20 protein-coding genes are annotated in these 21,149 nt (G+C 34.7%); 7 read left to right on the plus strand and 13 right to left on the minus strand.

Annotation, left to right across the window (positions count from 1 at the left end; all coding sequences use genetic code 11):
* Positions 1–8 precede the first annotated feature (8 nt).
* Positions 9–446, plus strand: a complete 438-nt coding sequence (locus DM800_RS25705; RefSeq protein WP_000633772.1) for a GNAT family N-acetyltransferase — start codon at positions 9–11, stop codon at positions 444–446.
* Between the two features lie 39 nt (positions 447–485).
* Here the strand turns inward: DM800_RS25705 and DM800_RS25710 are convergent, their stop codons facing one another.
* The 3 genes from DM800_RS25710 to DM800_RS25720 form a co-directional block, all read right to left on the minus strand.
* Positions 486–914: a hypothetical protein gene (locus DM800_RS25710; protein ID WP_147787913.1), complete on the minus strand. Its 429-nt coding sequence runs from the start codon at positions 912–914 to the stop codon at positions 486–488.
* Complete coding sequence (locus DM800_RS25715) at positions 911–1,111, minus strand: helix-turn-helix transcriptional regulator (RefSeq protein WP_000301181.1); 201 nt, start codon at positions 1,109–1,111, stop codon at positions 911–913. Before DM800_RS25715 ends, DM800_RS25710 begins: the two co-directional genes overlap by 4 nt.
* A gap of 137 nt (positions 1,112–1,248) precedes the next feature.
* On the minus strand, positions 1,249–2,541 hold the full coding sequence (locus tag DM800_RS25720) for an NCS2 family permease (RefSeq protein WP_087983292.1): 1,293 nt from the start codon (positions 2,539–2,541) through the stop codon (positions 1,249–1,251).
* Between the two features lie 280 nt (positions 2,542–2,821).
* On the opposite strand from DM800_RS25720, the gene DM800_RS25725 reads away from it, so the two are divergent.
* Entirely contained in the window at positions 2,822–4,213 is a 1,392-nt protein-coding gene (locus DM800_RS25725) for an amino acid permease (RefSeq protein ID WP_087983295.1), read from the plus strand.
* A 181-nt stretch (positions 4,214–4,394) separates the two neighbouring features.
* Positions 4,395–5,942, plus strand: coding sequence for a DNA-binding protein (locus tag DM800_RS25730; protein ID WP_147787914.1), 1,548 nt, complete (start codon positions 4,395–4,397; stop codon positions 5,940–5,942).
* A 35-nt stretch (positions 5,943–5,977) separates the two neighbouring features.
* On the opposite strand, the gene DM800_RS25735 is transcribed toward DM800_RS25730, so the two are convergent.
* The gene (locus DM800_RS25735; protein WP_147787915.1) at positions 5,978–7,699 is read right to left on the minus strand and encodes a DUF2339 domain-containing protein; all 1,722 of its coding nucleotides are present in this window, start codon (positions 7,697–7,699) and stop codon (positions 5,978–5,980) included.
* Between the two features lie 136 nt (positions 7,700–7,835).
* Complete coding sequence (gene brnQ1 / locus DM800_RS25740) at positions 7,836–9,137, minus strand: branched-chain amino acid transport system II carrier protein BrnQ1 (RefSeq protein WP_147787916.1); 1,302 nt, start codon at positions 9,135–9,137, stop codon at positions 7,836–7,838.
* A gap of 252 nt (positions 9,138–9,389) precedes the next feature.
* On the opposite strand from brnQ1, the gene DM800_RS25745 reads away from it, so the two are divergent.
* Positions 9,390–10,775: a peptide MFS transporter gene (locus DM800_RS25745; protein ID WP_147787917.1), complete on the plus strand. Its 1,386-nt coding sequence runs from the start codon at positions 9,390–9,392 to the stop codon at positions 10,773–10,775.
* Positions 10,776–10,805: 30 nt separating this feature from the next.
* Here the strand turns inward: DM800_RS25745 and DM800_RS25750 are convergent, their stop codons facing one another.
* From DM800_RS25750 to DM800_RS25770, 5 genes are all read right to left on the minus strand, one after another.
* Complete coding sequence (locus tag DM800_RS25750; protein WP_147787918.1) at positions 10,806–11,927, minus strand: YHYH domain-containing protein; 1,122 nt, start codon at positions 11,925–11,927, stop codon at positions 10,806–10,808.
* Positions 11,928–12,066: 139 nt separating this feature from the next.
* Positions 12,067–12,699 (minus strand): class A sortase, encoded by a 633-nt coding sequence (locus DM800_RS25755; protein ID WP_147787919.1) that lies wholly within the window; start codon positions 12,697–12,699, stop codon positions 12,067–12,069.
* Between the two features lie 116 nt (positions 12,700–12,815).
* The gene (locus tag DM800_RS25760; protein ID WP_033657839.1) at positions 12,816–13,289 is read right to left on the minus strand and encodes a hypothetical protein; all 474 of its coding nucleotides are present in this window, start codon (positions 13,287–13,289) and stop codon (positions 12,816–12,818) included.
* The gene (locus tag DM800_RS25765; RefSeq protein ID WP_147787920.1) at positions 13,282–13,500 is read right to left on the minus strand and encodes a helix-turn-helix transcriptional regulator; all 219 of its coding nucleotides are present in this window, start codon (positions 13,498–13,500) and stop codon (positions 13,282–13,284) included. The genes DM800_RS25760 and DM800_RS25765 overlap by 8 nt, the downstream gene beginning before the upstream one ends.
* 113 nt (positions 13,501–13,613) lie before the next feature.
* Entirely contained in the window at positions 13,614–14,885 is a 1,272-nt protein-coding gene (locus DM800_RS25770) for a 3D domain-containing protein (RefSeq protein WP_147787921.1), read from the minus strand.
* 484 nt (positions 14,886–15,369) lie between these two features.
* Here DM800_RS25770 and DM800_RS25775 point away from each other — a divergent pair, with 484 nt between their 5' ends.
* Positions 15,370–16,050: a methyl-accepting chemotaxis protein gene (locus tag DM800_RS25775; RefSeq protein ID WP_370174618.1), complete on the plus strand. Its 681-nt coding sequence runs from the start codon at positions 15,370–15,372 to the stop codon at positions 16,048–16,050.
* Positions 16,051–16,182: 132 nt separating this feature from the next.
* Positions 16,183–16,995 (plus strand): undecaprenyl-diphosphate phosphatase, encoded by an 813-nt coding sequence (locus DM800_RS25780; RefSeq protein WP_147787922.1) that lies wholly within the window; start codon positions 16,183–16,185, stop codon positions 16,993–16,995.
* A 116-nt stretch (positions 16,996–17,111) separates the two neighbouring features.
* Here DM800_RS25780 and DM800_RS25785 read toward each other — a convergent pair whose 3' ends face one another.
* On the minus strand, positions 17,112–17,315 hold the full coding sequence (locus DM800_RS25785; RefSeq protein WP_048562919.1) for a hypothetical protein: 204 nt from the start codon (positions 17,313–17,315) through the stop codon (positions 17,112–17,114).
* Between the two features lie 172 nt (positions 17,316–17,487).
* On the opposite strand from DM800_RS25785, the gene DM800_RS25790 reads away from it, so the two are divergent.
* The gene (locus DM800_RS25790) at positions 17,488–18,639 is read left to right on the plus strand and encodes a VanZ family protein (RefSeq protein ID WP_097815114.1); all 1,152 of its coding nucleotides are present in this window, start codon (positions 17,488–17,490) and stop codon (positions 18,637–18,639) included.
* A 7-nt stretch (positions 18,640–18,646) separates the two neighbouring features.
* Here the strand turns inward: DM800_RS25790 and DM800_RS25795 are convergent, their stop codons facing one another.
* Both DM800_RS25795 and DM800_RS25800 read right to left on the minus strand, forming a co-directional pair.
* Positions 18,647–19,960 carry a D-arabinono-1,4-lactone oxidase gene (locus tag DM800_RS25795; RefSeq protein ID WP_048562917.1) on the minus strand — a complete coding sequence of 438 codons (1,314 nt, stop codon included), beginning with the start codon at positions 19,958–19,960 and terminating at the stop codon, positions 18,647–18,649.
* Complete coding sequence (locus tag DM800_RS25800; RefSeq protein WP_147787923.1) at positions 19,948–21,120, minus strand: amino acid deaminase/aldolase; 1,173 nt, start codon at positions 21,118–21,120, stop codon at positions 19,948–19,950. The genes DM800_RS25795 and DM800_RS25800 overlap by 13 nt, the downstream gene beginning before the upstream one ends.
* Positions 21,121–21,149 lie beyond the last annotated feature (29 nt).

A 21,149-nucleotide genomic window follows, 5' to 3' on the forward strand; every position in this document is an offset into this window, starting at 1 on the left:
ATGTTAATATGATTACCGTGAAAAATATTGAGGGATCTGAAACTTACGTATTACGTCAAAAAATTTTACGCCCGAATCAAACATTAGCAGATTGTAAATACTCTTCCGACTATGAAACAGACACCTTTCACTTAGGCGCATTTATAAACGATGAACTAATTAGTATCGCTTCCTTCTCAAAAGAGATATACCCTGACTTACTAGCAGGTGTTCATTATCGTCTACGAGGAATGGCCACATTACCTGAATTTCGAAACAAACGTGCTGGAAGTTCCTTAATTCAGAAGGCGGAGCAAGTCTTGCAAGAACGTAAAGCAAATATATTATGGTGTAATGGCCGAATTACTGTAGCTGACTATTACAAGCGCTTAGGCTTTCAGGAACATGGTGAAATCTTTGAAATTGAACCGATTGGCCTTCATAAAGTACTGTATAAAAGAATATAAGAAAAGCTTTCCGCAATATGGGAAAGCTTTTCTTATATTTCAATCTTCACTTTTTATTTTTCTCACATATATGTATATAAACAAACTAGGAACTAAAAAACAAGCAAACATAATAAGTCCTGTCATACTAATTTCCTTTATAGCAATATCTGGTGTTACAATAATACAAATAGCTAAAATTCCAATAACAATACCTACTGGAATAAATAATAATTTCATAAAATAGCTGCGTGATACTCCACCTGTATGCTCATATGCCTCTACAGAATGTTTTAAATTTAAGAAGTTAATGACTACGATCCCGCCCATAAATACCATTAATAAATCCGAAACACTTTCATATTCTGCACCTTGCAAAACGTAGCGATAAAAAACGATACCTAGTATGACGATATTTTGTAAGATGAAAACGAGTCTAATATGTTTTAGCCCCTCAATCATTAAACGTTCATCTTTCACAATCCTCACTCCTCTTCCTCCCAAAATAAATCATTCAATGTTTTGTCTACCGCATAACAAATTTTCAAACATAAATCTAAAGACGGGTTGTATTTCCCCTTCTCAATTAAACTAATCGTTTGCCTTGTAACGCCTACTTTTTCTGCTAATTGTTGCTGTGTTAAATCTAACTGAACACGCGCGACTTTTATTTTACTTACAGCCATTCATGTTCCTCCTCTGCCTTTATTGTAACATATATATTCCATTAGGTAATTTATATTTTACTAAAATCGTTTGATTTTTACTTTATTATACACAAAAAAAGAGCCTCCCATAAGAAGCTCCCTCTTCTATATCTATATTATAAGAATAAATGACATCCAAATAAAATTGTAAATAAGTATAGTAACGGATGTACTTCCATCCCTTTCCCTTTCACAATTTTTAAGACTGGATACACTAAAAATCCAATTGCAATTCCATTCGCAATGCTAGACGTTAACGGAATACCAATAAAAATTAAAAATGCTGGTAATGCATCTTCAAATTCATTCCAATTAATATCACGAAGACTTTGCGCCATTAGACTACCTACAATAATTAATGAAGGAGCTGTAATAGCGGCTACACTTGATAAAGAAGCAATCACAGGGCTGAAGAATGCCGTTATAATCGTTAGACCGACAACTACAATACCCGTTAATCCTGTTTTACCACCTGCAGCAATACCAGCTGATGATTCAATCGTCGCTGCTGTTGGGCTTGTTCCAAAGATAGAACCTGTAGTCCCACCAATTGCATCTGCAATAAACGCTTTACCAAAACGTTTCTCTGTATTATCTGTAATTAAACCCGCTTGTTTAATTAAACCAAGTAATGCACCTGTTGTATCAAATAACAGTACAAGTAAAAATGAAAATACAACACCATATAATCCGTATTCAATTACATCTGAAAAGGCATTGATTGGGTTTGAAACGATAATTCCCTCTGGTAAATGAGGCATCGCAACAATTTTATCCGTAAACTTCAGTTGCCCTGTAAAGAAGGCGATAACTCCTGTCACAATCATACTAATAAATAATGCACCGCTCACACGTAATGCCATTAATACCGCCGCTAATATTAAACCAATTAAAGTTAAAATAACGGCTGGAGAATGAAAATCACCAATCGTAACTAAATTAGATGGATGATCAACGATAATTCCAGAAAGGCGTAATCCAATAAAAGCAATAAATAGTCCAATTCCACCTGCAATTGCATGTTTTAAACTATCAGGAATTGCGACAATTAGCTTTTGCCTAAATGAAGTGAAAGATAATAAAAGAAAAATGATACCTGTTACAAATACTGCTGAAAACGCAATGACATATGTAATCCCCTCTGCCTGTTGAACAACAGAATAAGCAAAATACGCATTCATTCCCATAGCTGGAGCAATAACAATTGGATAGTTAGCTAAAAACGCCATACATAGCGTTCCTACAACCGTCGCAATAATAGTTGCTGTAAAAGCTTGATCAAATGGTACACCTGCATCAGATAATATTTTCGGATTGATGACAAGAATATACGCAAATGTAAAAAAAGTTGTGATGCCAGCTAAAAGCTCTTGCTTCACAGAAGTGTTATATTTTTGTAATTGAAACATGGTTATGTACCCTTCCTACATCTGAATTATTATCACATATTCTTTTCTTACTAGTATGTGAGAAAATATAATACTTAATCTTAACAATCAATAAAAAGAAGAGTCAATATATTCGCTAATAGTTCGAATTTTAAATTTAAGTCTGACAAGTTTAGATGTAGTACAGTTCATCATGATTATTTTTGTAGCATAACAGATAGAAATGTTTTATAATTTGAAATAGTTAAATATTTAGCAAACGCATTCAAATATCGTTCACTCTACAAGGGGGATTCTTCTTATGCAGCACACAAACAAATCTGAAACTTTAAACCGCGGTTTAAAAGAACGACATATTACTTTAATGTCGCTCGGCTCCGCTATTGGCGTTGGACTATTTTTAGGATCCGCTTCTGCTATTAAGCTAGCTGGCCCTTCTATTCTACTAGGTTATATGATCGCCGGACTCGTTATTTTTTTCATTATGCGAGCACTCGGAGAAATGGCAATTGAACAACCTGTTGCCGGTTCTTTTAGTAAATATGCTTCTGATTACCTTGGACCACTAGCTGGCTATATTACTGGCTGGAACTACTGGTTTTTATGGGTTGTTACTTGCATGGCTGAAATTACAGCAGCTGGCATTTACATGCAATACTGGTTCCCAGATATCCCGCGCTGGACTTGGGCTTTACTCGCTCTATTATTAATGAGTGCTTTCAACTTCTTATCTGTAAAAGTATTTGGAGAACTTGAATTTTGGTTTGCTCTCATCAAAATTGTCACAATTATCTGTATGATAATTGTTGGAGCTGGTATTATTTTATTCGGATTTGGAAACGGTGGTATCGCTACTGGTATTTCAAACCTTTGGTCACATGGTGGCTGGTTCCCAAATGGTTTTTCTGGGTTACTACTCTCCATGCAAATGGTGTTATTCGCTTATTTAGGCGTTGAATTAATCGGTGTTACAGCGGGTGAAGCTCAAAATCCGAAAAAAACACTCGCAAAAGCAATCGATAACGTATTTTGGAGAATATTACTGTTCTACGTTGGGGCTCTATTCGTTATGATGGCAATTTATCCATGGAATGAACTTGGGGAAAAAGGAAGTCCATTCGTATTAACATTCCAGCAAATCGGTATCGCAAAAGCAGCAGGGATTATTAACTTTGTCGTATTAACAGCAGCTCTTTCTTCTTGTAATGGTGGTTTATTTAGTACAGGCCGTATGCTATTTACATTAGCTCAGCAAAAGAAAGCACCTGAAAGATTTGGTCGTTTAAATAAAAACGGTATTCCGAGTCAAGGAATTGTAGCAACAGCTATCGTTTTACTCGTTGGTGTTATATTAAACTATCTTGTGCCCGCAAAAGTGTTTACATGGCTGACTAGTATTTCAACTTTCGGGGCAATTTGGACTTGGGGGATCATTTTAATCGCTCAAATTAAATTTCGTAAAGGTTTGCAAACTGATAAAAAGGACAAGCTAACATATAAAATGCCTTTACATCCATTCAGTTCATATTTCTCACTCGCTTTCCTTGCACTCGTATTAGGTATTATGGCGTATTCAGAAGATACAAGAATTGCATTGATTGTTGGTCCTATTTGGCTTATTGGTTTAGCTATCGTGTATTACATGAAAGGTTTCCATAAAATTGATGAAACACCTAATTCAAAAATTAGTTAAACAAAACATCCCTTCCTTATTACTTGGAAGGGATGTTTTTAAATCTATATAAATATTTCTCAACAAAATTCACGTTATTTTTACAATTTTTTAATATTTTTTATGTTTTCCGTCTTTATTTTTACAGAAAAATAAATTACATTATTAAAGCACATATATTTATTATTAGGGGGATTCTTCTATGAAGAATAAAAAATGGATTACATTTTCTTTAGCAACAGCAATTACACTAAGTATAGGGACTTCGTTCATACCGTCTACTTATGCAGAAAGCTCTGTAGACCCAGCTCCTGAAATTGCTGCAAAAGTTGTAAATCAAAACAATGGGAAAAAAGTATTATTCGATAATACACACGGTCAAACTGCCGGAACCGCTGACTGGGTTATTGATGGTGGCTTTTCTGATTTCGGAAATGGTATTGCTCAAAATGGCTATCATGTAAAAGAACTACGTAAATCAACACCAATTACATACGAAGATTTAAAAGACTACAATGTGTTTATCGTTCCAGAAGCAAATATTCCTTACAAAAAATCTGAACAAGATGCTATGTTACAATACGTGAAAAATGGCGGTAGTATTTTCTTTATCGCTGACCATTATAATGCAGATCGTAATAAAAATCGCTGGGACTCTTCTGAAGTATTTAATGGATATAGACGCGGTGCATGGGATAACCCTGCAAAAGGAATGTCAAGTGATGAAGTAAATTCACAAGCTATGCAAGGAGTAGAAAGCTCTGATTGGCTATCTGACAACTTCGGTATTCGCTTCCGCTACAATGCAATCGGTGATGTTGCAGCTAAAAATATTGTGTCACCTGAACAATCATTCGGAATTACAAAAGGTGTTTCATCTGTAGCAATGCATGCAGGTTCAACTCTAGCAATTACAAACCCAAAACTAGCAAAAGGGCTTGTTTATCTTCCAGAAAACCCGTCAAAATGGAATAATGCTGTTGATAGCGGTGTTTATAACGGCGGTGGCGTTGCAGAGGGGCCTTATGCCGCTATCGCAAAAGTAGGGCTTGGAAAAGCTGCCTTTATCGGTGATTCTTCTCCAGTTGAAGATGCATCGCCAAAATACGTTCGTGAAGATTCTGGCCAAACAAAGAAAACTTACGATGGATATAAAGAAGAAAACGATGCTATCTTACTAGAAAATATCGTAAATTGGCTATCGAATAAAGAAACATTTACAAGTTTAGATCAAGTAAATGGTTTACAACTTGATTTACCTACCACTTTACAAACATTTGAACAACCAAGCTTATCAACTGAGCCACAACCTGAACCTTGGAGTGCGCCAAATGCAGGTTATCAATGGTTTAATACAAACACTTTTAAATCAGGTTCATACGGTTATAACAGTGCTGTAACAGCAAACGACTACGTAGTTACACACCCTAGCACTCTACCAAACAATGAAGTGTTCCAAATAAAAATCCAAGTAAATAACTTATTACCAAACACAACATACACTAATTACTCTTTAGGTATATTCACTACTGGCGGTACACAAGTAGCAAAAGTTCAAAATACAAATGGTTCTTGGCCATCTGCTTTTGGATATAGTAGTGCATTCTCTTTCACAACAAACAGCTTAGGTTCTGCTGAGAAGATTGTAAATGTACAAATCAATCCAAATACTGCTGGACAAGCAACTCTTCGTCTACGCCAAAATACGACAGCGAAATACAATGAAACTGTAATAATTGATAAGAAATAATGAAGAAGGCAATCCGCATGCGGATTGCCTTTTTCTCACTTCTCTTCTTTCGAGAAAAACATTCTTGAAATAACGATACCTATACTTCCTACAATTAAGAATAACACAGCCCTGATCATCATCGATACTTCTGGTAAGTCCAGAAGGAATAGCTTCCCTATCGTTACGACTAACACGACTAAGCCGGCATACAATATTTCATTTATATTTTTATTCCGTCCAAGCCAAACGGCAAATAATGCATATACCATCCATAATAACGATACAGATACGCTTATTATACTTCCATCTGTAGACAGCACTTCACCGACTCTAGTAATTGCAATAAATACGATAACCATAAACCAATAGAGCGTTATAGAATAAACATATTTTCCGAAGCTCCTTAACACATCTTTCGCTTGTTTCATGCAGTAATAAAATGTACCTATTAAAATAATATGGGCAACAAACCCAGCTGAAATGAAATGATCAAACGGACTAAAAATAGTTTGTATCATTCCAATCCCGTAAATCGTCGCACTAACATACAATTTCACCTGTTGTTTTACTTTAATAGCCGTCACCATACCGAGGAAACCTTGCAATAATAATACAATCGCTGCATTTACTAAACTATACTCATATAAAATCGCTAAACTAAATGCACCCATTGCGAAACCAAATAAAAGATTTGTAAATGTAGAATGTCTATTCTTCCTATATTCAAACACAAACATAGTAGCGTGCACGAGTGCACTAATCATTAATCCCCATGTTGTAAATTCAGGTATTTTTGAAATGGCTAATATAAAGAGAACTGCATTCGCACTAAATATCGCCAAGCGTGGCTCTAATATAAAACTTCTCTCCGTAAACATATGCCAAAATAATAGTAAGTGAATCAAACCATAAACAACCGTTAACTGTATTTGCAAATCCTCTACTAACATTGACATAATAGCAAAGAAAACAAAAAGGACAATAGCAGCAACAGCATAAGAAATCATATATAAATACTGATAACGATTTTTCAACGCATACCATAATAAGCTAAGTGTTAGTATCGTCTCATATCCAAAGAAAATATAGGGATTAGGAGTCGTACTATTTAATAAGAATGGCACGAAGAACGCTCCTACGGCTACGAATATAGTAAGATATTCCGATTGATACCTCTTCGCTACATAAATACCTAAAATGACCCATGCAATATTACATACAAACGCAACACTTGCTGGAATAAATCCATATAAATAATGCGCCGCAAATGTCGTTAAAACTATACCCGTAATACTTCCTCCTGCTAATACTAAACCCAACGCTTGCCGCTCTCGTTTAATTTGAATATCACCTATATAATAAAAACCGATTGATAGGACAATACCAAACACAATTCGTATTACAGGTGTTAATAATCCAGCATCTACCCCTGCTTTAAATAACCAGATTACTCCAAGTAACATAATGCCGACAAATATACGTGGCAACCAAGTTTGGCAAAACTTAATAATATTAAATGGTTCTGGTTTAAATGCAGATATATCTACTTGTTTTACCTCACGTTCTTGCACGGGCTCCTTTATTGTAACTACTTCTTCTTTTGGCTTTTCCTCCATTACCGTTTCAATATATTCTTTCTTTTCTTTACTAACATGTTGCTGAGCATTTTCTACTTCTATTTCTCTTTGTTTTGCTTTCAATTCAAAAAGCGCTTCTTGAATTGTTTCAATTGCCGTTTCGAGCGCTTCTATTTTCTTATTTAAATCCTCCTTCATACGCTCCCCCCTCACCATTCATTCAAAATCTATATATTACCAATTATCTTTATCATACTCTTAGTCTATTCATTTTCAATACTATTTTTCCTAAAAAAAGAAAGGTGTCTTCCGAAATAGGAAAACACCTTTTTACTCATTTATTCTTATTTAGAACAACACTAACGATGACACCAATACAAACACCTATAATAGCTGGAACAATCCATCCAACACCTTCTGTATAAAACGGAATGTATTTCAATATTGACGTCCACTGATTCATCATTACATTTTTATTGAAAATATCGATTGCACTAAATACCGCTACAATCCCAACAGTTACTGCATATACGTATGCATACTTTCCAATATATTTATGGAATAACCCTAGAATAATGAGTGTTAATGCAACTGGATAAATAAATCCAAGAATCGGTACTGATACTTTTAAAATTTGTGTTAATCCTAAATTAGCTAAAATCATACTAGCAAAACTTAATATAAATGCCCAAACTTTATACGCTACTTTCGGAAATGCACTTGCGAAAAATTGACTACAAGATGTAACAAGCCCGATTGAAACGCATAAACACGCGATCGTAAAAATAAGACCTAATAAAACGACTCCGCCTTGTCCAAATAATGTAGTCATAACTTGCGCTAACACGTTCGCCCCATTATCAAATGTACCTAACGAACCGCTAATTGAACCAACATATCCAAGTATGACATAAATAATAGATAATAATAGTCCTGCACCAATTCCAGCAATACTCATATATTTCGCTAAACCTTTATCATCTTCAACACCTTTTGCACGAAGAGCATTTGCAATAACAATCCCAAAAATTAAAGCGGCTAGCGCATCCATTGTTAAATATCCATCTAAAAAGCCTTGGAACATAGGAGCTTGTCCATAGTTTCCAGCAGCCTCTTTCACACTGCCTACTGATGTAAACATACTCTTTATAAAAATAAGGGCAATCATCCCTAATAATAACGGTGTTAAAACTTTTCCGAACAACCCCATTAATTTAGACGGTGATAAACTCAACCAGTACACAATACTAAAGAAAATAACCGTGTAACATAATAAAACTACACTTCCCGATTCTGTGAAGAACTGACCTGGTCCCATTTCAAAAGCTAAACTTCCTGCACGTGGTATACCAAGACCTGGTCCAATAAATAAATACACGATACATGGGAAAATAATGGCGAATGAAGAATGAACCCTCCCCGCTAACGTTTGAAAGCTTCCCGCTTTCGCAATAGCGATAACACCCAATATAGGAAGACCTGTTGCTGATATAATAAATCCTATTAATGAAATCCACACATGTTCTCCTGCTTCATACCCAAGGAAAGGTGGGAATATAAGATTCCCCGCTCCAAAGAACATCGAGAATAACATAAGGCTAATCAGTAAAATTTCTTTTTTCTGTAACAATTTCATTTGTTTCTCCTTCTTTAATTTCATCTTTTATGAAATCAATTTCACATATAAAAAAGTGCAATAATTCGCTTCCTAACAAAGAAAACATAGTCCATAGTCTAACATAAAAGAAACACCCATTCTATAGCTATCCCTCTTTTCCAATTTCTTCTGAAAAATCAACCTTTATTGACTTATAATAGTTAATAAGGTAAAATATTAAATGTACAAAATTATTAACTTTGTTTTTGTTTGTGTCAGGAGGAAAATAACATGGAATCAGCGATACAACTAGAAAGAGAACAACAAAGAAAAAAGAAACATCCTCCAGGTTTATACTTACTCTTCTTTACAGAAATGTGGGAAAGATTTAGTTACTATGGATTACGAGGATTATTAACATTATATTTAACGACAGCTTTAGTAAGCGGTGGTCTTGGGTTTAGTCCTGCGTGGGCACTATCCATTTACGGATTTTACACTGGAGCCTGTTATTTCACACCAATGATTGGTGGATACTTAACAGACCGGTTCCTAGGTAGACGAAAAGCGATCACAATTGGTGGTATAACAATGGCAATTGGTAACCTTACACTATTTGCCATGCAAAACCAAGCCGGCCTATACCTCGGATTAGCGCTTATTATTATCGGTAACGGATTCTTCAAACCGAACATCTCTACACTGGTTGGGGAATTATACGAAGAGAACGATCCAAAACGTGATAGTGCATTTACCATTTTCTATATGGGTATTAACGTCGGATCATTTTTAGCTCCACTCGTTTGTGGATTTTTATCAGAAAATTTATTCAAAACAACAGTTGATGGCGTTGTACATTACGGATTCCGTTACGGTTTCTTAGCCGCTTCAATTGGAATGATCATTGGACAAATTTTATTTACAACATTATCAAATCGCTTCCTTGGTGATATCGGTAAAAAACCAACTCGTGATTTGCAAACAACAGATGGACAACCATCAGTAGGAGATACACCGTTAACAAAAAAAGAAAAACAACGTACCGCAGTTATCGTCATTTTAACATGCTTCGTTGTCTTCTTCTGGGCTGGCTTTGAACAAGCTGGTAGCTCATTAACATTATATACAAACAAATTTGTAGACCGCTCTGTGTTCGGATGGGAAGTTCCAACATCTTGGTTCCAATCGGTCAATCCATTATTTATTATTTTACTTGCTCCAGTCATTTCAGCATTATGGGCAAAACTTGCAACTCGCAAGCGCGGGGATTTAAAAATCCCAACTAAAATGGGACTTGGTATGATCTTGCTTGGTATCGGTTATATCATTCTCGTTATCGCTACATTAAAAACAGGTAGTGATGAACATAACATTACAGAAAAAGCAAACTTACTATTTATCGTCTTTACGTATCTTTTCCATACGTTAGGTGAGCTATTCTTATCACCTGTTGGACTATCAATGGTTAGTGCACTTGCCCCAGTAAAACTTGCTTCTTTATTAATGGGAGTATGGTTAGCAAGCTCAGGAATTGCTAACATTTTAGGCGGACAACTTGCAAGCTTCACAACTTCACTTGGATATGCTGAAGTATTTACAGTAATCGGAGCTGTAGCAATTGTGTTAGGTTTTGTTTTATTATTAATTTCTAAGAGATTAGTGAAATGGATGGATTAAAAAAAGATGAGGGATTCCCCTCATCTTTTTTTATGCATTCTTACCTTTTTCTATCGCTTGTTCGTACAGCTCTTTATGTTCTTTATATTCACTTGGCACAAAATTCTTATAGAAGAATGCAAGCCAACTGTCTCCTTTTTTATATCCTTCTTCTCTAATTTCTGCTGCTTTTTTATTTGATTTAAATCCTTCAATAAACCATTTCTTTAACGATTCATTTTTTTCATACTTAGCAGGAACTTTCAAATCATAGTTTTCAAATGCATACTTATAGCCAGCCTTTTCTACTGCTTTTTTTGTAGACTTATAGCCCTTTTCATAAGCTGTTTCATACACCTTCACATACACATCTTTCTCTCTATTTCCAGGTTTCTTTCCAGCTAGTTCCTTACCTGCCTTTTCCCCTAGTTCAGCTTGCTCTTTTTCAATTTTTTCTGTTCTTTCTTTATTCCCTACTTGGAAACCTTCTGCAAAGTTCGGCTTAAACTCCGGAGCAATTTGACTATCTTCCATCGTCTCTTGTGCTAAACCTTGCCCTTTTCCTTTTTCAAAATACGTTTTCTTCTGCTCTTCTAAAGACCAAGATGCAGCATATGCAGTTTTGAATGCTTCTTTATATGTATCTGATTTTCCAGCTAAATGTGATTCCGCATCATTTTTCCCTGCTTTAAAATCAGTCTCTCCACTTTTTTGTCCCTCAAGCTGCCCTTTTTCCATATCAGCTTGACGCTGTGCTTCCTCTCGCTTACGTGCCTCTTCTGCTTTTCTTTGCTCTTCAGCTACACGTTGTCTCTCTTCCTCTGCTTTTCTTTGTTCCTCCGCTACACGTTGTCTCTCTTCTTCAGCTTTACGCTGCGCCTCTGCGGCACGTTGTTTTTCAGCCTCAGCACTGCGCTGCGCTTCTACTTGTCTTTCAGCTTCTACAGCACCATTATTATTTGGGCTAGGAGCTGGACTCGTTGCACCACTACTAGAAGCTGGCTTATTGTGATAATGATATTCCCCGTACTGTAATCCCCATTTTTCACAATTTGTACGACACGTATGTCCCCCATTAGCATCTGTACGCCCTGGATGCGCATAGGCTGAAATTGGAGCTACCAATAACGCTACACTTGTTGTTAAAAGAAGTTTCTTCACCTGTTGTTTCACTCTTGTTCCTCCCAAAATCTTGAATTCTAACTTTATTATACATAAATAGAAAAATACTTAAATACCAACTAAAATATTCTATTATTTCTCAACATTAGTAAAAAAGAAGGTCAACTCTTTAAAGAGTTGACCTTCTTTTTTACTTCTTCGCCTTTGTTCCTACTAAATCACCAGCAACAACGTAACGCTTAGAATTATCCTTAACAGATACACATGTAATAAGCGTTATCTCATCTTTCCCATGATCCTCTACAACTTCCCACTTATCAGGAGTTACTTCAGATACACCAGTAACCGCATACTCATATTCGTTTTCATTATCATACAAATACATTTTATCGCCTTTTTTCAAAGAAGCTATATCACTAAATAAAACACCTTTTTTAGACATATTATGTCCTGCTAATGCATAGTTCCCTTTTCCCATTACTTGATTTTCTTTTACTGTTGCTGCACCTGATAATAGGTTTTTCTCAGTAGAAGATTTTAAAACAGGAAGTTCTAATGAAACACTCGGGATCGAAATACGACCAATTACTTGTTTCTTATCTAATGATGCATTCGCTACTTCTGCTAAGTCTGGCTGATCAATTTTCGAAGCATCTACAAATTCCGTCTCATGTTTTTCATAATCCATCTTTTGAACAGCCTGCACATTTTCAGTCTGTTTCTTTTCAGCCTGATATCCATCGTAAAATGGCTTTCCGATTAACACACCACCTACAACAAATAGAAGGATTGCTACTATACTATAAATTCTTTGCTTATTCATATACAATTCCTTTCCCTTACAAAATCTTACTCTATATAAAATGATAAGATAATATTGCTATATGTACAAGTGTAAGCTAAAAAGAAACCTTCTTGCTAATGCAAGAAGGTTTCTTTTTAGACTAATTTATTTCTGTATAATGATACGTAAAAGACTGTCATTTGAACAAAAAGCATGAAAAATAAAATATATAACGGATATCCAGGAATATATAAATTAGCTACAGGAGAAAGTGTTAAAAATCCAATAGCAATAACTACTCCGTACCAGAATGAAATAAATGTTGTTCGGCACGCCTTTTGCGTGATTTCTTTTTCCCGCTCATCTGTCTGTGGAAATAATAACGGGTACATCCAATAAGAAAGTGCTTTATGTTTCTTCTTTTGAACTTTATAAAAAATCGTCGTTATAATAGCTACAATTGTTAACATTCCTAATGGTATCATATTGATTGTTACTTCAAATGGCAATTTCTCAGTTTCAATAATATTTGCCAGCTCTATCCAAGCATAATAGAGTTCAATAAATGCCCAACAAGCAATCACAAATCTCAGCACATTTACAATATAAGAAACAGCAATTTTATTCATCATTCTCCCCCTCCTTATTTAAAACAAACACATCTTCCATCTTTAACTGAAATACATCGCAAATCGTAAGTGCTAATAAAAGTGAAGGGACATAATCCCCTTTTTCAATTGCAGCGATTGTTTGTCTCGTCACTCCAACCCTTTCTGCTAATACACTTTGCGAAAAATTAAACCGAGCTCTTAATTCCTTCACTCTATTTAAAATGGTCAATTTTACCACCTCTCATTGAGATTGTATGATAAACTTAACAAAATGTAAACTCAACTTAACATTATTTTTACAAAAAAAATCCAACTTCACATGTTGTAAAGTTGGATTACGTATTAGTTTAAAATTGTAAGCTTAACATTTTTTCTGCCCCACTTACTAGACGAAGCTTTATCTGGCATTAAAACATCAATTTTGTGACCTTTAATCGCGCCACCAGTATCTGCTGCAATTGCTTCTCCGTATCCTTCAACATATACGCGAGAACCTAATGGAATAACAGATGGATCCACCGCAATTAATTTCATTCCTGGGTTTGCAGTTAAATTATAGCCTCCCCATGCAGAATATACTTGTTGACCTGGTCCATAACCATTTTCAGCTGGGTCTGCCGTATAAGCTGTTGCATGTACATAAATTTCTCTTCCACCAGCAGTTGGCTTAGAAGGTTGCGCAGGTTCTACACTTGAATTATTATTTTTAGTTTGAGCTGGCTTACTAGCTTGCTCTTGCTCTTGCTTTTGCTTTTGTTTTTCAGCAACATCTGCCTGTGCCTTAGCTAAAGCTTCTTGCTCAGCTTTTGCAGCCGCTTCTGCTTTTGCACGCTCTTCTGCTGCAATTCTTGCCGCTTCTTGCTCACGAGCAATTGTTTCTTGAACTGCTTTCATATTTGACTCAATTTTAGCTTTTTCTTCTGCTGCTAAATTAAGTTGGCTTGCAACCTGATTATATTTAGCTTGAACTGTTTGTAAGTTATCTTGACGCTTTTTCAAGTTATCCTGCAACTCAGCTTGTGCTTTTGCTAATTTTTGTTTGTCTACTACTAAAGATGCTTCTTTTTCATCAATTGTTTTCTTATCCTCTTCAATTTGACGAAGATCTTGTTCTTGTAGACGTAAAATTTCTTTATCAGCTTCTAAAATAGTAGAAACTGCGTTCATACGTTGTAAGAAATCTGCAAAGTTTTTTGACTCTACTACAACTTCCACTACTAAACTTGTATTTGAACTGTTTTGAACAGAAACCATACGTTTTCTCATAATATCCTTACGAGCAAGGACTTTATCCTCTAAAACGACAATTTCATTCTTTTTTTGCTCAATCTGCTTATGTGTTTCATCAATTTTACGTTGAATAGCAGCTTGATCCTCTTTATTTTTTGCAATTGTATTATTTAAATTATGTAGTTCGTTTTCGATACCTTTAATTTCTTTATTAACAGCTTGCTTCTCTTGCTCTTTCTTTTGCATTTCTGCATCGTTTTGCTGCAATTGCTGTTGCATGTTGTTAAGTTTCTCGTCGTTTGACTCTGCTTTAACAGCGACTGTACTAGAAAGAACGATAATTCCTGCTAATACTAGACTACTGATTCGCTTAAAATAGTTCATAATCCGACTCCCTTCTTATACAGTTATACATGATTTATTTTACAGTTTGTTTACAATACCATTAAATACAGTTTATTTTTCATGACGAAAAAAAGGGAATTATGCATAAAATGTAATAGATTCTTAAATATTTAACAATTCCTATATTTAAAAATTATAAAAGATGCTAAAATCCAAATATAGAGAAAATATAACTTCTAAAGGCGGTTGAAATAAATATATGTTTACTCAAAAGAAATCACTCCAACATAAAATTGATCAATTAGAAAGTCGTATACAAGAACTAGAAGCAGAATTAAAACAAAAGGATATCGAACAACAAGAGACTATTTCTTCTATCCACGATCGTGTACAAAGCGTTGTTCAAGAACATAAACTTGTAAATAGCCAGCACCATACACTTCAAAATTTAGTTCAACAATTAAACTTATGTTTCGAAAATGTTTCAACGCGCACGACACATTCCAATGAATTGAATAACGAAATGTTACAAAAAGAACAAAGCTTAATTCAATCTATTGAAGAAATTATTGACTGTTCTAATGAAGGTAAAGAATCTGTTCACCGTTTACTTATTGTAATTAACAAATTAGGTGAACAATCTCAGCGTACGTCTAACAGTATGAATCATTTAAGTGAACGTTCAAAAGAAATCGAGCAAATTGTAGAAGTCATTCAAAACATTGCAGCACAAACAAATTTACTTGCTTTAAATGCGAGTATTGAAGCTGCTCGTGCTGGAGAGCACGGTAAAGGATTCGCTGTCGTTGCTAATGAAGTAAGAAAACTAGCAGAAAGTACAGCGGAAAGTACAAAGAACATAGGCAACTTAACGAAAAAAATTCAAGAAGAAATTGAAAAAGCATACGATAACACAAAAGATAATTTACATTTAGTCGATGAAGGTGTAGAAATGAGTGCCGATACAAACGCTAGAATCGAAAATATTTTAATTATGATTCAAACGTTACAAAACGGTGCTACCAATGTTATTAAAGCTATCGAAAACCAAAAATCTTGTAATGATGATATATTACGTGAATTCGCTAATACACAACAAATGTTCCAAAAGTTAAATACTACTATTATGAATCACATTCATGATGCTGAGAAAGTCGATGTTCAATTAACGAAAAGTCTTGAAGAAACAGTAGTTTCTCATTAATAATAAAAATCCCTTATACTTTTATAAGGGATTTTTATTATATTTCGAATATTTATTTCTTCTCAATATTCATCCGTATCTTTGTTATAATGGACAAGTTGTTTCTTTCGACTAATAAACAAGGAGGTTATTATGGAACAATTTCACTACATTTTAAAATATTTAATTCTCGGTCTGTTCCAAGGGCTAACAGAACCAATTCCGATTTCTTCAAGTGGTCACCTCGTTTTAGCACAACATTTGCTAGGACTAAAAATAGAAGGGTTCAGCTTCGAACTACTTGTTAATTCAGCTTCATTATTAGCTGTATTACTTATTTATAGAAATGATTTAATTCGTCTAACGAAGAATGGTCTATCTTATATCTTTACAAGAGCAGAAGACGCAAAATCAGATTTCTTCTTTATTATTTATCTTGTTATTGCGACCATTCCAGCAGGTGTTATTGGTTTTTTATTTAAAGATTACATCGATCAGTACTTAAAAGGTGTGAAGATGGTTGGGATTTCCCTCCTTATTACTGCTGTCGGCCTTTGGATTATTAGAAACTTGCGTGGGCGTAAAAATGATGGCGACCTTTCTATGAAAGATGCAATCATCGTCGGATTAGCACAAGCTTGCGCACTAATTCCTGGAATAAGCCGATCAGGTGCAACAATCGTCGCAGCGATGTTACTTGGTATGAAGCAAGAAACAGCTCTTCGTTTCTCATTCTTACTATATATCCCTGTTAGCTTAGGTGGTTTATTACTAAGTATTACAGACATTGCAAAAGATCCAAATCTAGACACATTATTCGTACCATATGTCGTTGCATTTATCGCAACATTTATCATGACGTATATTTCTTTAAAATGGTTTATGAACATTATGGCAAAAGGAAATTTAAAATATTTCTCTTTCTATTGCATTATCGTAGGTGTACTTACTCTTATTTTCTTATAAAGTTCAACTTACAAATCGAAAAACGAGTCATTCTATTAAACTAGGATGACTCGCTTTTTTATATCTTTATAATGATAAAACCCCTCTTACCTTTCTGTACAGTAAGAGGGGCCCTTTTATGCGTATACTTTCTTTTCTTGACAATACAAACGAATAACATGTTTATTTTGTTGAAATACATCATGCGTTAGGTGGATAATAATAAAATTTCGTTTTGTTTGATCATCATGAACAAAAATCTGTTCTCCCTCCTGAAAACGCCATGCACTTTCAAAAGTTGTAATATGATCCCCACTTACAGAAAAAAGCTCATATCGCATATCTTGTACCCTCTCTCAACTTATAATAATCATAATATCCTTATATTAAATTTAATATAACTTAATTCCATTGAGATTTGTAATTTTTTCCATTTCGAAATATTTTAATTTTGTTTTCAGGCTCTTTTAACGTTATAATGATAAACGAATTTTCATTGAAAGGAGCTTCATTTTGACTGCATATTTATTTCCAGTAAAAACAGCATTTATTTTATTTCCTATTTTAGCAATGTTTCTCTTAATACCTTTTTTAATATTTAACTACCGAAAGTATGGTTATTTAAATAAATGGCGTTCATTTATTTTATACTCACTATTACTTTACTTATTAAATGCCTATTTTCTTGTGATTTTGCCGTTACCACAAACATATGATACTTGTAGCCTACAACCGGCTAATACGCAGCACATGCAACTCTCGCCATTTTATTTCATACAAGAAATTAGTAATCATACCTCGGCAACTTTAACGAAACCAGCTACTTATTTCTACCTATTAAAAGAATCTGCGTTTTTACAAGTAGCATTTAACGTTCTATTAACCGTTCCATTTGGTATGTACTTACGTTATTATTTCCGACGTAGTTTCTTACAAACAATTTGTATTTCTTTTTGTCTTTCACTCTTTTTCGAGCTAACACAAGTGACTGGACTATACGGTATATATAATTGTGCCTACCGCTTATTTGATATAGACGATCTGTTTTTAAATACATTAGGCGGCGTAATTGGCTTTATCATTGCACCAATATTTACGTACTTCCTTCCGAAAGCAAACGAATTAGATAGTCATATTGATTTGGAAACAAAACCAGTCGGATTCGTTCGTCGCTTTATCGCGATGCAAATTGATTGGATTTTCTTATCTATCGTTGTACCTGTCATTAAAAACAAAGGAAATTCCTTCTTTGTTTCTAATATTCAATCTTACACGAACATATACGAATTCATTTTCATAACGTGTTCGATCTTTATTTACTTTATTATCATTCCATACTTTACGAATGGAAAGACAATTGGTAAAGCATTGCTTCGTATTTATGTGAAAGGGAAATCAGATCGTATTACGTTGAAGGAACTATTCATCCGTTACGGTATATTCTATTTCGTTTTAGGTGGAATCAATTATATTCTTTCTAGTAGCTCTATCTTAAATCTTAAAGAGCCTTTAGTATTAGTAGTTATACTATTATTCCAACTCGTAATTAACGGTCTATTTATTATTCATGTTTTATTACATGTATTTAGTCGTGATAAGTTACTATTTTACGAGCGAATTAGTCAAACAAGAAATGCAATCATACTAAAAAAAGCTGACAAGTAATACTTTGTCAGCTTTTTTTCATAATCGTAAATAATTTTTTTGTGTAAGGGTTTGAAAACATTTCTGCTTCATCTAATAACTTCCTCACCTTTAGAAACGAATGCAATTCTGGATATATATTTTGTAATTTTTCGTACGTTAACGTATGCATTTTTCCCCAATGCGGGCGTCCCTCATACTTTAGAAAAATTTTCTCCACCTCACCAAAATAAGCAGCATACTTCATACCTTTATACATATGAACAGCTATATACGCTGAATCTCTTCCATACGCTGGACTGAGCCATATGTCATCCCTTTTCACATAACGGCATTCAATTGGGAAGTGCACTTTATACTTTTTCTTTTCAATAAGGCTTGAAATTTCTTCTACAACGGTCCGCATATACTTTGAAGGAACGCTATACTCCATTTCATAAAATGGAACCGCACGCGATGTAGCAAACACTTCATAACTCGAGCCGATTATTTTTGTATTCGGTACAGCTTTAGCCGATAATCGACTTACTCCTTTACTTATAGAAGGAAACCATTTACATCCTTTAGATAACAAAGAAAACATCTTATTTTCAAGCAACTCTACCTTTAGTTTATGCCATTTCAAATCACTTTTTTTACCCGTTGTTTCGTTTGTAAATTTCACTTGTACTTCATCTGAATAAGGAAAAACAAAAAACTCAAAATGGCGATTCTTCTTATATTCTTCTAATTTGTTCATTACAGTAGATAGTGACTGTTTTTCACTTTCATACACAAGTGAATACGCCCTGATAACTTTCAATTTTATTTTTACAATGATACCTAGCATCCCAAGCGACAACTGAAAGGCTCTCCAATATTCCACATTCACAGTTTCCGAACAAACTATACTCTCACCTGTAGATAAAACTGCGGTAATCTCTATAACTTGTGTTGATAAACTCCCAAAGGTAACACCCGTCCCATGAGTTCCCGTACTAATCGCTCCTGCAATAGATTGCGAATCAATATCCCCTAAATTTTCTTGTGCATAACCTTTTTCTTCAAGTAACTTTCCTAGGTCATATAGCTTTGTTCCTGCCCATACTTCAACGGTCATCTTCTCCGCATCAATATTCACAATGCCCTTCAATTCATCTAAAGAAACTAAAATTTCTTCCGTTTGCACAAGAGGTGTAAACGAGTGCCCTGAACCGACAACACGAATTTTCTTCTCCTTTTTTCGCGCAAGCCCTACAACTTCTACTACATCTTGTATACTTTCTGGATACATCGTATAATGCGGCGTTCCTTCTACATTCCCTGTCCAATTTCTCCATTTTTGCCCCTTTATAGAAAGCATTGACCATCCCCCCGATATGTTGAATACTCCCCAACAATCTCTCCTTCTTTCACACGATATAAAAAAGGAAACCGCTCACATAATTCTCCAGCTTTACTATGGCGAAACAAGATAGAATCTCCTATCTCTACTCGTTCCTCGCCGTTATAAAAAATCGGTGTTTGTACCTCGCCAGCACCTTCTAAAGCTAACAATTTTGCACCATTTGGCCTCCAAACCTCAGGTTCTTTATCTTTCCCAATTGCGCCTGAGGCAATATATCCACCGCCTAGACAAGTGTAAATAAACGGGTCTGATTTCCGCACAACTGGTAAGGCAAATCCGACAGCTGGATGAAATTCGATCTCTTTATAATAATCAAACAGTTTCGGAGCGTAAAAAGCAGAACCTATTGTAATCTCTGAAACTGAATTATCTTGCTCAGTTGTTTTTATACTTCCTGTGCCTCCCCCATTTACAAACCTTAGTTCAATGCCTAGATTTTGTATTTCTTTTACGATATGTCCTCTTCTTTCTTTAACTTCTAACACCGATTTCTTCTTCAAATACGAAATCACTTTACTTTTCACTCGTTGATTCGGTATGTGATCTCCTACCCCAGCAATTTGGGCTTCATATCCCATTACACCATCTAGTATTAAAAATGATGATTCTTTTACCCTTCTCACTATTTTCAAAGCACTTTGCACATCTTTTACTGGTGATCTTTTGACCCCAAAATGAAATTGAAAAAAATGACTACTCATATCAATATCCAAACAAACACGAAAACACCCTTTAGACTTCTCAGCAATTTTTTCTAAATAGACAATATGGTCTTCACAATCCACCATACAAGTTATAATGAGGCCTTGCTTTGTTAGCAAACTTATTTCATGTAAAGCCCTTTTATCATAAGCAGGATATCCGAGCAATAAATCATTGAATCCTTGTTTAATTAAAAACAAAGCCTCTCTAGGTGAAAAACACATAATACCTTGAAATCGATCATTTGTAGCTAAAATCTTTTGCATAACTGGAACAGAACGTAACGATTTACTCGCTATACGAATCTTCTTATTCCCACTTAATTCTATAATCGATTGAATATTTCCATCTAAAGCCACTTCATCCAAAAATGCACACGGTAATGGAACCTCTTTAAAAATTCCTCGATCCACATTTTTCTCTCCTCTTTTCAATATGTCTT

Origin of the sequence: Bacillus sp. AY18-3, from assembly GCF_008042305.1 — a bacterium.
Classification (GTDB): Bacteria; Bacillota; Bacilli; order Bacillales; family Bacillaceae_G; genus Bacillus_A; species Bacillus_A wiedmannii.

Bases quoted from the DNA above. Each gene is read 5' to 3' on its own strand.
- DM800_RS25705 (WP_000633772.1), top strand. From the start codon at position 9: ATGATTACCGTGAAAAATATTGAGGGATCTGAAACTTACGTATTACGT.
- DM800_RS25715 (WP_000301181.1), bottom strand. From the start codon at position 1,111: ATGGCTGTAAGTAAAATAAAAGTCGCGCGTGTTCAGTTAGATTTAACA.
- DM800_RS25720 (WP_087983292.1), bottom strand. From the start codon at position 2,541: ATGTTTCAATTACAAAAATATAACACTTCTGTGAAGCAAGAGCTTTTA.
- DM800_RS25725 (WP_087983295.1), top strand. From the start codon at position 2,822: ATGCAGCACACAAACAAATCTGAAACTTTAAACCGCGGTTTAAAAGAA.
- DM800_RS25730 (WP_147787914.1), top strand. From the start codon at position 4,395: ATGAAGAATAAAAAATGGATTACATTTTCTTTAGCAACAGCAATTACA.
- DM800_RS25735 (WP_147787915.1), bottom strand. From the start codon at position 7,699: ATGAAGGAGGATTTAAATAAGAAAATAGAAGCGCTCGAAACGGCAATT.
- brnQ1 (WP_147787916.1), bottom strand. From the start codon at position 9,137: ATGAAATTGTTACAGAAAAAAGAAATTTTACTGATTAGCCTTATGTTA.
- DM800_RS25745 (WP_147787917.1), top strand. From the start codon at position 9,390: ATGGAATCAGCGATACAACTAGAAAGAGAACAACAAAGAAAAAAGAAA.
- DM800_RS25755 (WP_147787919.1), bottom strand. From the start codon at position 12,699: ATGAATAAGCAAAGAATTTATAGTATAGTAGCAATCCTTCTATTTGTT.
- DM800_RS25760 (WP_033657839.1), bottom strand. From the start codon at position 13,289: ATGAATAAAATTGCTGTTTCTTATATTGTAAATGTGCTGAGATTTGTG.
- DM800_RS25770 (WP_147787921.1), bottom strand. From the start codon at position 14,885: ATGAACTATTTTAAGCGAATCAGTAGTCTAGTATTAGCAGGAATTATC.
- DM800_RS25775 (WP_370174618.1), top strand. From the start codon at position 15,370: ATGTTACAAAAAGAACAAAGCTTAATTCAATCTATTGAAGAAATTATT.
- DM800_RS25780 (WP_147787922.1), top strand. From the start codon at position 16,183: ATGGAACAATTTCACTACATTTTAAAATATTTAATTCTCGGTCTGTTC.
- DM800_RS25785 (WP_048562919.1), bottom strand. From the start codon at position 17,315: ATGCGATATGAGCTTTTTTCTGTAAGTGGGGATCATATTACAACTTTT.
- DM800_RS25795 (WP_048562917.1), bottom strand. From the start codon at position 19,960: ATGCTTTCTATAAAGGGGCAAAAATGGAGAAATTGGACAGGGAATGTA.